Below are 14704 nucleotides of genomic sequence, written 5' to 3' on the forward strand. Positions count from 1 at the left end.
AATCTAAAAAAAATGAGTGATTCAAAAATAAATATGGTAGAAACTCCCGAAGGATATGAAGGAACCGGTTTTTTCGCTACAAAGCTGGATACTGTAGTTGGACTTGCCAGAGCCAATTCTCTTTGGCCTTTACCATTCGCTACTTCTTGTTGCGGTATTGAATTTATGGCAACCATGGGTTCACATTATGATGTTGCACGCTTTGGGTCAGAGCGTATGAGTTTTTCACCTCGCCAGGCAGATATGCTTTTGGTGATGGGAACAATTGCTAAAAAAATGGCACCAATCTTACGTCAGGTTTATGAACAAATGGCAGAACCAAAATGGGTTATTGCTGTTGGTGCCTGTGCTTCATCAGGAGGGATTTTCGACACGTATTCCGTATTGCAAGGCATTGACAAAGTAATTCCTGTAGACGTTTATGTGCCAGGATGCCCGCCTAGACCGGAACAGATTCTTGACGGCGTTATGCGCCTTCAGGATTTAGTAAAATCTGAATCCGTAAGGAGAAGAAGTTCTCCAGAATATCAAGAATTACTAGCTTCTTATAACATTTCTTAAAAATGGCTTTAGAAACTTCCGACATACAAAATAAGCTGGTTGATAATTTCGAATTAATTGTACGCGATTTTTCACAGCAACACGATATTTTTTCTTTTGAAGTAGATTCCACATCAATACTCGAAGTAATGCAGTTTCTGAGAGACGACAAAACGCTTCGTTTTAACTTTCTTACAGACGTGTGCGGCATTCATTATCCGGATGCCGAAGCAGACAGGCAATTTGCCGTAGTCTATCACATGCACAACTGGGTAGACAATGTACGAATCCGAATCAAATGCTTCCTGAATGGCGAAAATCCGGAAATTGATTCCGTAACCAGCCTGTTTCTGGGAGCTAACTGGCAGGAAAGAGAAACCTATGACTTTTTTGGGATTATTTTCAAAGGCCATCCGCAGTTGAAAAGAATCCTGAACATGGACGAAATGGTTTCTTTCCCTATGCGAAAAGAATTCCCATTGGAAGATGGCGGAAGAACTGATAAAGACGACCGTTTCTTCGGAAGAACAACAGATAATTGCTAATAGTACTGAAATAATACCTATAATGTCAGACTTATTATTACCACCAGAATTACGATATGCCGATATCATCAAACAAAGACAGAATGAGGACGGAAGCGAGCTATCCATTCTGAACTTAGGACCGACGCACCCTGCTACTCACGGTATTTTCCAGAACATTCTTTTAATGGATGGGGAACGAATCGTAGAAGGAGAAGGTACTGTTGGTTATATCCATCGCGCATTTGAAAAAATTGCTGAAAACAGACCTTTCTACCAAATCACACCTTTGACCGACAGGATGAACTACTGTTCGTCTCCTATAAACAATATGGGGTGGTGGATGACTTTGGAAAAGGCTCTAAATATAGAAGTCCCTAAAAGAGTACAATACCTACGGGTAATCATAATGGAGTTGGCACGTATTGCTGACCATATCATTTGCAACTCGGTTTTGGGTGTGGATACCGGAGCCCTGACAGGCTTTTTATATGTATTCCAGTTTAGGGAAAAAATTTACGAAATCTACGAAGAAATCTGTGGTGCCAGGCTAACGACCAACATGGGTAGAATTGGAGGTTTTGAAAGAGAATGGAGTCCTGCTGCATTCCGAAAAATTAATGAATTTCTTGAAGAGTTCCCTCCTGTTTGGGAACAATTCGAAAAATTGCTGACCCGTAACCGAATTTTCATGGACAGGACTATTAACGTAGGCCCTATTTCTGCAGAACGCGCCATGAGCTATGGATTTACAGGCCCGAATTTAAGAGCTACCGGTGTTGATTATGACATTCGCGTTATGCAACCGTACAGTTCTTATGAGGATTTCGAATTTAATGTACCGGTTGGAAAATCCGGCGACACTTATGACCGATTCTGTGTTAGAAATGCAGAAGTTTGGGAAAGTATAAGCATCATCAAGCAAGCTCTGGCAAAAATGCCTGAAGGTCCTTACCATGCAGATGTTCCGGATTATTATCTTCCGCCAAAAGAAGACGTCTATACTACAATGGAAGCCTTGATTTACCACTTTAAAATTGTAATGGGAGAAATTCCTGTTCCGGTAACAGAAGTTTACCATCCTGTTGAAGGCGGTAATGGTGAATTAGGTTTCTATCTGATAACTGATGGAAGCAGAACACCTTACAGACTGCATTTCAGAAGACCATGCTTTATTTACTATCAGGCATTCAATGAAATGGTAAAAGGACAAATGCTTTCAGATGCAATTGCCACATTGTCAAGTTTGAACGTAATTGCAGGAGAATTAGACGCATAGAGATTTGGGATTTAAGATTTAAGATTTAGGGTTTGAGGCCGCAGAAATCAGAAATCAAAAATCAGAAATCAAAAAATATATTTAGGAGTATAAATTTTGAATTTCAGATTGAATCTGAAATCAAAAATCTGAAATAGAAAATGGAACGTTTACATATCAAACAAGAAATAAATATCACAGAAGCATTGATGGAACGCATCAACGAGCTTTTGAGCCATTATCCGGCAGACAAGAAAAAGTCGGCCCTTTTGCCAGTCCTGCATGATGTTCAGGATGCCCATGACAATTGGCTGAGCGTTGAACTGATGGATAAGGTTGCCGAAATACTTGAGATAAAGCCAATTGAAGTTTATGAAGTCGTATCTTTTTATACGATGTTCAACCAAAGACCGGTTGGAAAATATATGTTTGAGTTCTGTCAGACTTCGCCTTGCTGTTTGAGAGGTGTTGAAAATCTGATGGATTATACCTGTGACAAACTGGGTGTTAAAGTTGGTGAGCCAACAGCAGACGGAATGTTTGAGGTACGTGGAGTTGAATGTCTCGGAGCTTGCGGTTATGCACCTATGATGCAGCTTGGTGACTTTTTCCAGGAAAATCTGACAAAAGACAAAATCGACCAACTTATTGCTGATTGCAGAGATAATAAGGTTATATTACACGATAAATAATATGTCAAAGAAAATATTATTAGAGAAAGCAAGTATTCCGGGGATTAAGACCTATGAAGTTTATCGCCAAAACGGCGGTTATGCTTCTGTAGAAAAAGCCCTGAAATCGATGACCCCTGATGAAGTTGTGGAAGAAGTGAAAGCTTCCGGATTGAGAGGTCGTGGTGGTGCTGGTTTCCCTACCGGACTGAAATGGAGCTTCATCGATAAAAAATCAGGAAAGCCAAGACATTTGGTTTGTAATGCTGATGAATCAGAACCGGGAACTTTTAAAGACCGTTTCCTGATGGAGTACATTCCCCACCTTCTTATTGAAGGAATGATTACTTCCAGCTATGCCTTAGAAGCAAACTTATCTTATATATACATCCGCGGTGAATATATGTGGGTGTACAAAATTCTTGAAAGAGCTATTAAAGAAGCCTATGCTGCAGGATGGCTTGGAAAAAACATTTTAGGAACCGGCTACAACCTTGACCTGTATGTTCATTGTGGTGGTGGTGCCTATATCTGCGGTGAAGAAACTGCTTTGATTGAATCTCTGGAAGGGAAAAGAGGAAATCCCCGTATCAAGCCGCCATTCCCGGCTGTTTCCGGACTTTGGTCAAATCCTACCGTAGTAAACAACGTAGAATCTATTGCGGCAGTGCCTTGGATTGTTAACAATACGGGTGCAGAATATGCTAAAATCGGAATTGGAAGATCAACCGGAACCAAATTGATTTCTGCTTCAGGACACATCAAAAATCCTGGTGTTTACGAAATCGAATTGGGACTTAGTGTTGATGAATTCATGAATTCTGATGAATATCTGGGCGGAATGATTGACGACAGACCTTTGAAAGCATTTGTTCCCGGAGGTTCATCTGTTCCTGTCCTGCCAGCCAATTTAATTTATAAGACTGCAAATGGCGAAGACCGTCTGATGACTTACGAATCATTAAGTGATGGCGGATTTGCTACCGGTTCCATGTTAGGTTCCGGCGGATTTATCGTATACAACGATACCGCTTGTATTGTTAGAAACACCTGGAATTTCTCCAGATTCTATCACCACGAAAGCTGCGGACAGTGTTCGCCTTGCCGTGAAGGAACAGGCTGGCTTGAAAAAGTATTGCACAGAATTGAAAACGGCCATGGCCGCGAAGAAGATATTGACCTGCTTTGGAGCATCCAGAGCAAGATTGAAGGAAACACAATTTGTCCTTTAGGTGATGCTGCTGCCTGGCCGGTTGCCGCTGCAATCCGTCACTTTAGAGATGAATTCGAATATCATGTCCGTTTCCCGGAAAAAATAAAAAACAGAGACCATTTCGTAAACGAGCCTTTTGAAAAGGTGAGACATTTGGTTGGAAAACAAACAGTTTAAATTTAGTCAGAAGTCAGAAAGGCGAAAGTATTAAAGTCGAATGTCATAAGGTCAAAAGGTATAAAGTCGGAAACCCTAAAGTCAAAAGTCGGAAGGTATAGAGCCAGATGATTTTAACGCCTTAAAACTTTACAACTTCAAGACTTTACACTTTAAGACTTTACAACTTTAAGACTTTATCTTATCAAGAATAAAAAAATGAAAGTAACAATAGACGGTCAAACCATAGAAGTAGAACCAGGAACCACTATCCTGCAGGCTGCTCGAATGATCGGTGGCGAATCGGTTCCGCCAACGATGTGCTATTATTCAAAACTGAAAGGTTCTGGCGGAAAATGCCGTGCCTGTCTGGTTGAAGTTTCCAAAGGAAGCGATGCGAATCCAACACCAATGCCAAAATTGGTAGCTTCATGCGTTACAGGCGTAATGGACGGTATGGAAGTAAACAGCATCAAATCAGAGCGGGTTACAGATGCCAGAAAAGCAGTTACGGAATTCTTGCTGATTAACCACCCATTGGATTGTCCGGTTTGCGACCAGGCCGGAGAATGTGATCTTCAGAACTTGAGTTTCAAACACGGAAAATCACAGACCCGTTATATTGAAGAAAAAAGGACTTTCGAGCCGGAAGACATAGGCCCGAATATCCAATTGCACATGAACCGTTGTATTTTGTGCTACAGATGTGTTATGGTTGCAGACCAGCTAACAGACAACCGTGTTCACGGTGTTGTTGACAGAGGTGACCATTCCAACATTTCAACCTGTATTTCAAAAGCAATCGACAATGAATTTTCAGGAAACATGATTGATGTTTGTCCTGTTGGAGCATTGACAGATAAAACTTTCCGTTTCAAATCGAGAGTATGGTTCAACAAACCATTCAACGCCCACAGAAACTGTGACAAATGCTGCGGTAAAACAACCGTATGGATGTTTGGAAACGAAATTCAAAGAGTTACCGGAAGAAAAGACGAATTCCATGAAGTGGAAGAATTCATTTGTAACGAATGCCGTTTTGACCATAAAAATGTAGAAGACTGGGTTATTGAAGGTCCAAGAAAATTCGAAAAAGATTCGGTTATCAACCAAAACAATTACACCAGAAAATTAGATACGGTTGTTATCGAAACAGAAAAAGGAATCCTGAAAGGCCGTGAACAGGACAGAAGAAAAATCAGTATGGCAGCCGTTCCTTTGAGAAAAGAAGAGGAACAGGAATTTAAGGAAGGTAATATTTAGATAAGATGGACAGTACGATAATCATAGAAAAAGGAGTTTTTATTGTCATAATCTTTGCTATCACTATGTTGATGGCGATGTATTCTACGCTTGCCGAAAGAAAAATCGCTGCCTGGCTTCAAGACCGTATCGGACCAAACAGAGCCGGAAAAGGTGGGGTATTACAACCGCTTGCTGACGGACTTAAATTATTTTCAAAAGAAGAATTCCTTCCTAACACACCTAACAAATTCTTATTCGTAGTAGGTCCTGCCATCTCTATGAGCGTTGCTTTAATGACTAGTGCCGTTATTCCATGGGGAGACAAACTGCACCTGTTTGGAAGAGATATTGTTTTGCAGGCTACAGATATTGACGTTGCCATTTTATACGTATTCGGAGTATTGTCTGTTGGAGTATACGGAATCATGATTGGAGGTTGGGCATCGAACAACAAATTCTCATTGATGTCTGCTATGCGTGCAGCTTCCCAAATGATTTCTTATGAAATTGCTATGGGACTTTCAATCATTGCTTTGCTGATGATGGAGGGAACCCTGAGCTTGCGCGAAATCTCAGCCAACCAAAGCGGCATGCACTGGAATGTTTTCTATCAGCCTCTGGGCTTTATTATTTTTCTGGTATGTTCTTTTGCCGAAACAAACAGAACTCCTTTTGACCTTGCAGAATGTGAAGCCGAATTAATTGGGGGTTACCATACGGAATACTCTTCCATGAGAATGGGATTCTATCTTTTTGCCGAGTACGCGAGTATGTTCATATCATCAACCATTTTGGCCGTTCTTTATTTTGGAGGCTACAACTATCCGGGAATGGAATGGGCTGTTGAAAACTGGGGTGTCAATCCGGCAAACATCATTGGAATAGTCGTATTGTTTATAAAAATATCTTTCTTCATCTTCTTCTTTATGTGGGTAAGATGGACGATACCGAGATTCCGTTACGACCAGCTGATGCGATTGGGATGGAAAGCCTTGATTCCACTGGCAATAGCAAACATTATAGTAACCGCAGTAGTAATGCTGTTGGTTCAATAAATCAGGATTAATAAAAAGATTTAGAAGGGATATTTCCAATCAAAAATCTTAAATCATATATCAAAATGAGTATAGAAACTATATCATTATCGGGAAGAAAGAAGGAGGTTTCCAACAAAAAGATGAATTTTTGGGAAAGCATTTATCTTGTGGCAATCGTAAAAGGATTGTTAATCACTATTAAGCACTTATTCACCAGAAAAGTAACGATTAAATATCCGGAACAGGTTCGTCCAATGAGCCCTGTTTACCGCGGACAGCATATGCTCATGCGTGATGAAGAAGGCCGCGAGCGCTGTACTGCCTGTGGTTTGTGCGCACTATCCTGCCCTGCGGAAGCCATTACGATGAAAGCAGAAGAAAGAAAGCCGGATGAAAAACACCTGTACAGAGAAGAGAAATATGCTTCTATCTACGAAATTAATATGTTACGTTGCATTTTCTGTGGCTTGTGTGAAGAAGCTTGCCCTAAACAGGCCATCTATCTGACTACATCTAAAAAGATTGTAAAGGCAAATTATGAGAGAGACGAATTTATTTATGGAAAAGATAAGTTGGTTATGCCTTTAGAACAGGCTTTGAATAATACTAAATTGAAAACAGCTAATTAATATGTTGACAACTGTATTTTATATTTTATCCGCAATTACTTTAGCTACTGCGTTCCTGACGATTTTTACCAGAAATCCTATTCATAGCGCAATCTATCTGGTAATCTGTTTCTTTTCTATAGCCGGACACTATTTGCTGTTCAATGCACAATTCCTGGCTGTTGTACACATCATAGTATATTCCGGAGCAATTATGATTCTCTTGCTCTTTACGATAATGTTGATGAACCTCAACAAGGAAGACGAAAAGCACAAAAGCGGACTTACGATACTCGCGGCTGTGGCTTCTTTCTGTCTGGTAGCTTTTGTACTTTTGGCTGCTTTCATAAAATCAATGCCAATTATTGAGGAATATTATGTTTCTGGTGAAGATTACCAGTCCATCAAAGTTTTGGGACAGGTATTGCTTGATGAGAAAAACGGCTTCATGATTCCATTTGAATTTGCGTCAGTATTGTTATTAGTATCTATGATTGGAGCAGTTCTATTGTCTAAAAAAGAAGAAAAAATAAGCTTATAGTTATGCAGAATGTTTTACAGGAAATAGGCATTAACAACTACATCTATCTTTCTACGATACTGTTTTGTATCGGGATATTTGGAGTTCTGTTCAGAAGAAATGCCATCGTAATGTTTATGTCAATTGAGATTATGCTAAATGCGGTAAATCTTTTGCTGGTTGTCTTTTCAACCTACCATCAGGATGCAGCAGGACAAGTATTCGTATTTTTCTCTATGGCCGTTGCTGCAGCAGAAGTTGCAGTTGGTTTGGCTATTCTGGTTGGAATTTACAGAAACATTCATTCGATTGATATTGATAAATTAAAAAATTTAAAAGGATAATCCCTAATGGAGACAAGCTTACTATTATTTTTATTATTGGCGCCATTTGCAGGCTTTTTATTCAACGTATTCTTTGGAAAAAAAGTCAGCCGCAATGTTTCCGGAACCATCGGGACTATTGCAGTTGCTGTTTCCTTTGGAATCGCATTAAACTTTTTCTTTCAGATAAACAGTACAAAACAGCCTATACTCATTGACCTGTTTCACTGGATGACACTTGGAAACTTCGACGTTAGCTTCAGCTTTCTGTTAGACCAACTGTCTGTTCTTTGGTTACTTTTCGTAACAGGAATCGGTACTTTAATTCATATCTATTCCATAAGCTATATGCACGATGATGAAAATCTGCATAAGTTTTTTGCTTACCTCAACCTGTTTATCTTCTTCATGATAACACTGGTTACGGGTTCAAACCTGTTAATCATGTTCATAGGCTGGGAAGGTGTTGGATTATGTTCCTACCTGCTTATCGGGTTCTGGTATAAAAATCAGGATTACAACGATGCAGCTAAAAAAGCATTTATCATGAACAGAATCGGAGACCTTGGATTCTTAATCGGAATTTTCACCCTCGGTTACCTGTTCAGCTCTGTTGATTTCACAACAATTAAAGCCATAGTAGCTTCCGGACGTACGGTTGATTTAGGATGGCTTGCTTTTGGAACACTATGTCTTTTTATTGGTGCTTCAGGAAAATCAGCCCAGATTCCATTATACACATGGCTTCCTGACGCGATGGCAGGACCAACGCCGGTTTCTGCTTTAATCCACGCAGCAACAATGGTTACTGCCGGAATTTTTATGATTACCCGATTGAACTTCATATTCGATTTGACACCAACTATCCAGATGGTTATAGCCATAATAGGCGCCATAACATCTTTAGTTGCTGCATTTATTGCTTTGGTTCAGAACGATATTAAAAAGGTTTTGGCTTATTCTACAGTGTCACAGCTTGGCTTAATGTTTTTGGCCTTAGGATTAGGCGCTTATGAAATTGCCGTTTTCCACGTAATCACACACGCTTTCTTCAAAGCTTGTCTGTTCTTAGGTTCGGGTTCTGTTATCCATGCTATGCACGGCGAACAGGACATGAGAAAAATGGGTGGTTTAAGAAAATACATGAAGGTTACTTACATTACTTTCCTGATTGCAACTTTAGCCATTTCAGGTATTCCTATTTTTGCCGGTTTCTTCTCTAAGGACGAAATTCTGATGGTAGCTTTCCATGAAAACAAGGCATTGTGGGTTATCGCTTCATTAGCTTCAATCATGACTGCCTTCTACATGTTCCGTTTATTATACCTTACTTTCTTCAAAGAATTCAGAGGAACCGAGGAACAGAAACATCATTTGCACGAATCACCGAGCCTGATTACTTTCCCATTGATTGTATTGGCTATACTATCTACAGTTGGAGGTTTTATCAGCTTCCCTGGACATAGCTGGTTGAACGAATACCTGAAGCCAATTTTTATTGGAGCAAGAGAAGAACACCACTTAGACAGCACTACTTTTATATTGATGGGAGTGGCAGTTGTGGGTGCCTTAATTGGTATTGGAATTGCCTATTCCAATTATATCAAAAAATCTCAGGTGCCTGCAGAAGACAATGAAATTACAGGATTCTCAAAAGTTTTATATAATAAGTTTTATGTAGATGAAATTTATATGGCGGTAATCGTGAAGCCAATCTATGCAATAGCAAGCTTCTCGAAAAACTTTATCGAAACAGCCTTATCAGGATTTATTTTCGGATTGGGCAAAGTCACAAATATGGTTGGAACGCAAGGAAGAGTACTTCAAAACGGAAGCGTAGGATTCTATCTTTTTGTTTTTGTTATCGGAACTGCTTCAATTATCGCTTATTTATTTTTAGCTCAATAATTCATCACTAATGGACGTATCTTTATTATTAATTATTTTATTAGTCGGAGCAATTGCTACTTTTCTATCCGGAGACAAATGGGCTTCAAAAATAGCATTGCTATTTAGTCTTGCTGCGTTTGGTGCATCGATTTATCTTTTGAACTTATATAATGCCGGACAGGATATCAACTTCATCAAGCCGTGGATAACAATTCCTAAAATCTATATTGCTCTTGGAGCTGACGGTTTGAGTATGGCTTTAATTGTCCTTACTACAGCCCTGACTCCGCTGATTATATTCTCGTCTTTTGGAAATACTTATGCTAAATCCAAAAACTTCTATGCTTTAATCCTGTTCATGGTTTTTGCCATGGTGGGAACGTTTTTAAGCGCAGACGGTTTCTTATATTATATTTTCTGGGAACTTTCATTAATTCCTATATATTTCATTGCATTAATCTGGGGTAACGGTAATCCGCAAAGCAGAAAGAAAGCTGTCGTAAAGTTCTTTATCTATACTTTCGCCGGGTCTTTATTCATGTTGGTTTCCTTTATCTACCTATACCAAAAAACGGGAAGCTTTATGTTGAGCGACCTTATTAAAGCTCAATTGTCTACGCAAGAACAATTCTGGATATTCCTGGGCTTCTTTCTGGCTTATGCCATTAAGATTCCACTTATTCCTTTCCATACCTGGCAGGCAAAAGTATACCAAAAAGCTCCGGCTGTTGGAACAATGCTATTATCCGGTATTATGTTGAAAATGGCGCTTTACAGTATTATCAGATGGCAACTGCCTATTGCTCCGCAAGCGGCAAAAGAATATTTGTTCTATCTTGTAGGTTTAAGTGTTGCCGGAGTGATTTACGGCTCTATCGTAGCCTTGAAGCAGAAAGACATTAAAAAATTATTGGCCTATTCTTCGCTGGCTCACGTCGGATTGATTGCAGCAGGTTGTTATACTATGACCTTAGATGGTTTGAGAGGAGCTACATTGCAGATGATTGCCCATGGCTTTGGCGTAGTAGGTCTGTTCTTCGCAGCCGAAATTATTTCCAGAAGATATGCAACCGGAAAAATTTCACAAATGGGAGGCATCAGAATTCAGGCTCCTAAATTCACTTCCATGTTCATGATTCTGGTTTTGGCTTCTGTAGCCTTACCGGGAACATTCAACTTCGTGGGAGAATTCGAATTGCTTTACAGCTTAGCCCAAAGAAGTGTTACCGTTTGTATTATTGGAGGAACAACAATTATTCTGGGCGCTTTTTACATGCTAAGAATGTTCCAGAAAGTAATGCTGGGAGACAAAAACGAGAAATTTTTTGCAGACATCAACTTCAATGAAGGTGTTGTAATGGTAATAATTATTGGCGTATTGGTATTTTTCGGACTATATCCAAAACCAATCATTGATTTGATTACACCAAGCCTTGAAGAAGTAGTAAAAATTATAAACAGAATTTAATTTAGTCAGATATAAAATGTATACATTAATAGCTATTGCCGTATTAGGGGTTTTATGCCTTTTGGCTGAAATTTTCAACGTAAGGAAAGCAATTGTCCCTGTAACAATTATTGGCTTGCTTGCAATCTTGGGATTGACAGTGACTGGATTAAATGATTCTGCCGACACCTACAATAATATGATTGTCAGCGATAATTTTTCAACACCGTTTTCTTGCCTGTTTATAATATTGACAGTGTTCTTAATTGCCCTGACACCTAGCTTTCACGAAAAGCAAATACACAAAATATCCGATTTTGTTTCTATCAAACTATTTCTATTGACAGGTGCCGTTGCTATGGTAGCTTTTGGAAATCTAGCCATGTTTTTCCTTGGAATTGAAATTCTTTCCATTTCATTATATGTTTTGGCAGCCAGCAATCGTCTGAGCCTGAAAAGTAATGAAGCGGGTATGAAATATTTCCTGATGGGAGCTTTTGCTTCCGGATTTATTTTATTTGGAATTGCATTGATTTATGGGGCTATCGGTTCTTTTGACATGGCCGTAATTCAGGAAGCCGGAACTTCTGCAGATGTAGAAGACTGGTTTTACATCGGTGCTATCCTTCTTAGTATTGGTATGCTTTTCAAAATAGCGGCGGTTCCGTTTCATTTCTGGGCACCGGATGTTTATGAAGGCTCTCCTGCCCTGACAACTGCGCTGATGAGTACTTTGGCTAAAGTTGTGGCTATGGCTGCTTTCTTTAAATTGGTAAGTGCAATGAATGTAAACCTTCCTGATTCGTCACAAACAGCCTTGATGTTGATTTCTATCCTTTCGATGACAATTGGAAATATCATGGCACTAAGACAAAACAATGTAAAAAGAATGCTGGCTTACTCTGGTATTTCGCATGCCGGATTTATGCTGATGACACTTTTGGCCGTTTCAACTTCTGCCGGAATACTTCTTTATTATGCTTCTGCCTATGCTTTGGCAGGAATTGCAGCTTTTTCTGTACTGCTGTATGTTACTAAAGACAAAGACAATGAAGATATTTTTAATTTCAACGGACTGGGAAAAACAAATCCCCTGTTAGCCGCTGTGCTTACCGGAGCTTTGCTTTCTATGGCCGGAATTCCTATATTTTCAGGATTCTTCGCTAAAGTTTTCTTATTCGGGCAAATGCTGAATGCGGGACATGTTATTCTGGTAATTGTTGCCGTAGTAAACTCTATCATCAGTGTTGGCTACTATTTCAAATTGATTCTGGCCATGTATACTAAAGATGCCACAGAAGCAGCAAAACCTGTTCCTTTTGTATACAGTGCGGTCGCAACAGCCGCTATCCTGCTAAATATTGCAATAGGACTTTATCCTTCTTTTCTGTTGGATTTGTTAGTATAAATAAAAAACACCCTATATAGAAAAGCCGTCAATAGTATGACGGCTTTTTTTGTATAATTTTCTTACGATAATATTTTCAACATTAACTTTTGTCAAAGACTAATTTTTAAGGGTTTGCCTTAATTTTGTAGTATGTATGCTTTAGTCGATTGCAATAACTTTTATGCGTCCTGCGAAAGGGTTTTCCAACCACAATATAATGGAAAGCCTGTTGTGGTATTGTCTAATAATGACGGATGTATTATTTCCCGAAGCGATGAGGCTAAAGCATTAGGCGTTCCTATGGGAGCTCCTGAATTTAAGGTCAGGGAAATGCTCAGGCAACATAATGTCAAAGTATTCTCTTCCAACTATGCCTTATATGGCGACATGAGCCGACGTGCCATGAATATCCTCAACAGGTTTACCCCTTATGTAGAAATATACAGCATCGATGAAGCCTTCCTTAATTTCGAAGGAATGAGTATTCCTGATTATGATAATTATGGCAAACAAATTAAAGATACGCTCCTTAAAGGATTAAGCCTTCCTGTTTGTATTGGCTTTGCTCCGACGAAAGCACTATCCAAAGTAGCCAATAAAATTGCCCGTAAATATCCGGAACGTACCAATGGCGTCTATGTTATCGACACCGAAGAAAAACGCATCAAGGCATTGCGATGGACCAAAATCGAAGACGTTTGGGGTATTGGATACCGCATGAAGAAAAAGATGAAGGCCAAAAACATACTAACGGCTTATGATTTCACGGAACCCTTTCATGAAAGCTGGGTAAAAAAAGAAATGGGAGTTATTGGTCTTCGGCTCAGGAAAGAATTATTAGGAGAATCGGTATTGGGCATTGAAGAACCTGCTAATAAAAAAAGCATTGCCATTACCCGAAGTTTCCCAAAACAGCTAACCGAATTTGATGCCCTAAGAGAGCGTGTTTCCACTTTTGCTTCTGTCTGTGCAGAAAAACTCCGGGCGCAAGATTCCTGTTGTCATACTGTAGTCGTAATGCTGGCAACTATGGAACACAAAACACCGGCAACCAAACAATATTACCACAATTCGATTACGTTGCCGTTTGGTACAGATTCTACGCTAACCATAAATCAGGCCGCCATACGGATTTTGGAAAAACTATATGAAGAACACAAAGGACAACGGTTTCAAAAAGCAGGCGTAATCGTTACCCAGCTAATCAATACCAATGAAAAACAGCTCCATTTGTTTGAGGAAGAAAATCCGAAACACCATCTATTGATGAAAGCTATTGATAAAATCAATACTAAAATCGGAGACCGGAAAGTAAAATTGGGTTCTCAGGATTCCAAAACATGGAACATGAAACAAAATATGCTTTCGCCAAAATACACTACCCGTTGGGACCAAATACTTGTAGCCAAATGCCATTAGACCGCAAACATAAAGCCCAAAAACTGACCTTTTTCAAGTCCGATTTGCAAAGCGAGCTTAAAATCCCATATGTATCACAAGGCGTTTCGGCAGGTTTTCCCTCGCCTGCCCTGGATTTTCTGGAAACTACAATTGATTTGAATAAAGCCTTAATTGAAGATCCGGAAACCACTTTCTATATAAAGGCAGAAGGACATTCCATGATAGATGCGGGAATAAATGACAAGGACATTCTTATTGTTGACCGCAGTCTGGAACCGGCAGATAAAAAAATAGCCATCTGTTTTATTGATGGAGAATTTACGGTAAAAAGATTAAAACTCGAGAAAGACGGATTGTATCTTATGCCGGAAAATCAGGCTTATAAACCCATCAAAATTTCGGAAGAAAACAATTTTATGATTTGGGGTATTGTGACTTATGTAATTAAGAAGATTTAAACAAACACCAATAAAAAAACCTC

The 14704-nt window shown here is 39.4% G+C and carries 15 protein-coding genes; all 15 read left to right on the plus strand.

Annotated elements, in window-relative coordinates; translation table 11 throughout:
• Positions 1–12: 12 nt before the first annotated feature.
• The 15 genes from BGO88_RS11955 to BGO88_RS12025 all read left to right on the plus strand — a co-directional run bounded on the left by BGO88_RS11955 (position 13) and on the right by BGO88_RS12025 (position 14681).
• Positions 13–561: an NADH-quinone oxidoreductase subunit B gene (locus BGO88_RS11955; protein ID WP_056071732.1), complete on the plus strand. Its 549-nt coding sequence runs from the start codon at positions 13–15 to the stop codon at positions 559–561.
• A gap of 2 nt (positions 562–563) precedes the next feature.
• Complete coding sequence (locus BGO88_RS11960) at positions 564–1085, plus strand: NADH-quinone oxidoreductase subunit C (RefSeq protein WP_286707021.1); 522 nt, start codon at positions 564–566, stop codon at positions 1083–1085.
• A 22-nt stretch (positions 1086–1107) separates the two neighbouring features.
• Positions 1108–2343 (plus strand): NADH-quinone oxidoreductase subunit D, encoded by a 1236-nt coding sequence (locus BGO88_RS11965; protein ID WP_101470843.1) that lies wholly within the window; start codon positions 1108–1110, stop codon positions 2341–2343.
• A 140-nt stretch (positions 2344–2483) separates the two neighbouring features.
• Positions 2484–3014: a complex I 24 kDa subunit family protein gene (locus BGO88_RS11970; protein WP_056071723.1), complete on the plus strand. Its 531-nt coding sequence runs from the start codon at positions 2484–2486 to the stop codon at positions 3012–3014.
• A gap of 1 nt (position 3015) precedes the next feature.
• Complete coding sequence (nuoF, locus tag BGO88_RS11975; protein ID WP_277014202.1) at positions 3016–4383, plus strand: NADH-quinone oxidoreductase subunit NuoF; 1368 nt, start codon at positions 3016–3018, stop codon at positions 4381–4383.
• A gap of 198 nt (positions 4384–4581) precedes the next feature.
• Positions 4582–5625: an NADH-quinone oxidoreductase subunit G gene (locus BGO88_RS11980; protein WP_056071717.1), complete on the plus strand. Its 1044-nt coding sequence runs from the start codon at positions 4582–4584 to the stop codon at positions 5623–5625.
• A gap of 5 nt (positions 5626–5630) precedes the next feature.
• Positions 5631–6662 carry an NADH-quinone oxidoreductase subunit NuoH gene (gene nuoH / locus BGO88_RS11985; RefSeq protein WP_286707022.1) on the plus strand — a complete coding sequence of 344 codons (1032 nt, stop codon included), beginning with the start codon at positions 5631–5633 and terminating at the stop codon, positions 6660–6662.
• Positions 6663–6727: 65 nt separating this feature from the next.
• On the plus strand, positions 6728–7273 hold the full coding sequence (gene nuoI, locus BGO88_RS11990) for an NADH-quinone oxidoreductase subunit NuoI (protein ID WP_286707023.1): 546 nt from the start codon (positions 6728–6730) through the stop codon (positions 7271–7273).
• Between the two features lies 1 nt (position 7274).
• On the plus strand, positions 7275–7793 hold the full coding sequence (locus BGO88_RS11995) for an NADH-quinone oxidoreductase subunit J family protein (protein WP_286707024.1): 519 nt from the start codon (positions 7275–7277) through the stop codon (positions 7791–7793).
• 2 nt (positions 7794–7795) lie between these two features.
• The gene (gene nuoK / locus BGO88_RS12000) at positions 7796–8116 is read left to right on the plus strand and encodes an NADH-quinone oxidoreductase subunit NuoK (RefSeq protein ID WP_056071706.1); all 321 of its coding nucleotides are present in this window, start codon (positions 7796–7798) and stop codon (positions 8114–8116) included.
• A gap of 6 nt (positions 8117–8122) precedes the next feature.
• On the plus strand, positions 8123–10003 hold the full coding sequence (gene nuoL / locus BGO88_RS12005; RefSeq protein ID WP_286707025.1) for an NADH-quinone oxidoreductase subunit L: 1881 nt from the start codon (positions 8123–8125) through the stop codon (positions 10001–10003).
• Positions 10004–10013: 10 nt separating this feature from the next.
• Complete coding sequence (locus BGO88_RS12010) at positions 10014–11453, plus strand: complex I subunit 4 family protein (RefSeq protein ID WP_277014195.1); 1440 nt, start codon at positions 10014–10016, stop codon at positions 11451–11453.
• Positions 11454–11469: 16 nt separating this feature from the next.
• On the plus strand, positions 11470–12840 hold the full coding sequence (locus tag BGO88_RS12015; protein ID WP_056071698.1) for an NADH-quinone oxidoreductase subunit N: 1371 nt from the start codon (positions 11470–11472) through the stop codon (positions 12838–12840).
• Positions 12841–12972: 132 nt separating this feature from the next.
• Complete coding sequence (locus tag BGO88_RS12020) at positions 12973–14241, plus strand: Y-family DNA polymerase (RefSeq protein WP_286707026.1); 1269 nt, start codon at positions 12973–12975, stop codon at positions 14239–14241.
• Positions 14232–14681, plus strand: a complete 450-nt coding sequence (locus BGO88_RS12025) for a LexA family protein (protein ID WP_286707027.1) — start codon at positions 14232–14234, stop codon at positions 14679–14681. The genes BGO88_RS12020 and BGO88_RS12025 overlap by 10 nt, the downstream gene beginning before the upstream one ends.
• The last annotated feature ends 23 nt before the right edge of the window (positions 14682–14704 follow it).

This window comes from Flavobacterium sp. 38-13 (assembly GCF_001899155.1).
GTDB classification, from domain to species: Bacteria; Bacteroidota; Bacteroidia; order Flavobacteriales; family Flavobacteriaceae; genus Flavobacterium; species Flavobacterium lindanitolerans.

Bases quoted from the DNA above. Each gene is read 5' to 3' on its own strand.
- BGO88_RS11955 (WP_056071732.1), top strand. From the start codon at position 13: ATGAGTGATTCAAAAATAAATATGGTAGAAACTCCCGAAGGATATGAA.
- BGO88_RS11960 (WP_286707021.1), top strand. From the start codon at position 564: ATGGCTTTAGAAACTTCCGACATACAAAATAAGCTGGTTGATAATTTC.
- BGO88_RS11965 (WP_101470843.1), top strand. From the start codon at position 1,108: ATGTCAGACTTATTATTACCACCAGAATTACGATATGCCGATATCATC.
- BGO88_RS11970 (WP_056071723.1), top strand. From the start codon at position 2,484: ATGGAACGTTTACATATCAAACAAGAAATAAATATCACAGAAGCATTG.
- nuoF (WP_277014202.1), top strand. From the start codon at position 3,016: ATGTCAAAGAAAATATTATTAGAGAAAGCAAGTATTCCGGGGATTAAG.
- BGO88_RS11980 (WP_056071717.1), top strand. From the start codon at position 4,582: ATGAAAGTAACAATAGACGGTCAAACCATAGAAGTAGAACCAGGAACC.
- nuoH (WP_286707022.1), top strand. From the start codon at position 5,631: ATGGACAGTACGATAATCATAGAAAAAGGAGTTTTTATTGTCATAATC.
- nuoI (WP_286707023.1), top strand. From the start codon at position 6,728: ATGAGTATAGAAACTATATCATTATCGGGAAGAAAGAAGGAGGTTTCC.
- BGO88_RS11995 (WP_286707024.1), top strand. From the start codon at position 7,275: ATGTTGACAACTGTATTTTATATTTTATCCGCAATTACTTTAGCTACT.
- nuoK (WP_056071706.1), top strand. From the start codon at position 7,796: ATGCAGAATGTTTTACAGGAAATAGGCATTAACAACTACATCTATCTT.
- nuoL (WP_286707025.1), top strand. From the start codon at position 8,123: ATGGAGACAAGCTTACTATTATTTTTATTATTGGCGCCATTTGCAGGC.
- BGO88_RS12010 (WP_277014195.1), top strand. From the start codon at position 10,014: ATGGACGTATCTTTATTATTAATTATTTTATTAGTCGGAGCAATTGCT.
- BGO88_RS12015 (WP_056071698.1), top strand. From the start codon at position 11,470: ATGTATACATTAATAGCTATTGCCGTATTAGGGGTTTTATGCCTTTTG.
- BGO88_RS12020 (WP_286707026.1), top strand. From the start codon at position 12,973: ATGTATGCTTTAGTCGATTGCAATAACTTTTATGCGTCCTGCGAAAGG.
- BGO88_RS12025 (WP_286707027.1), top strand. From the start codon at position 14,232: ATGCCATTAGACCGCAAACATAAAGCCCAAAAACTGACCTTTTTCAAG.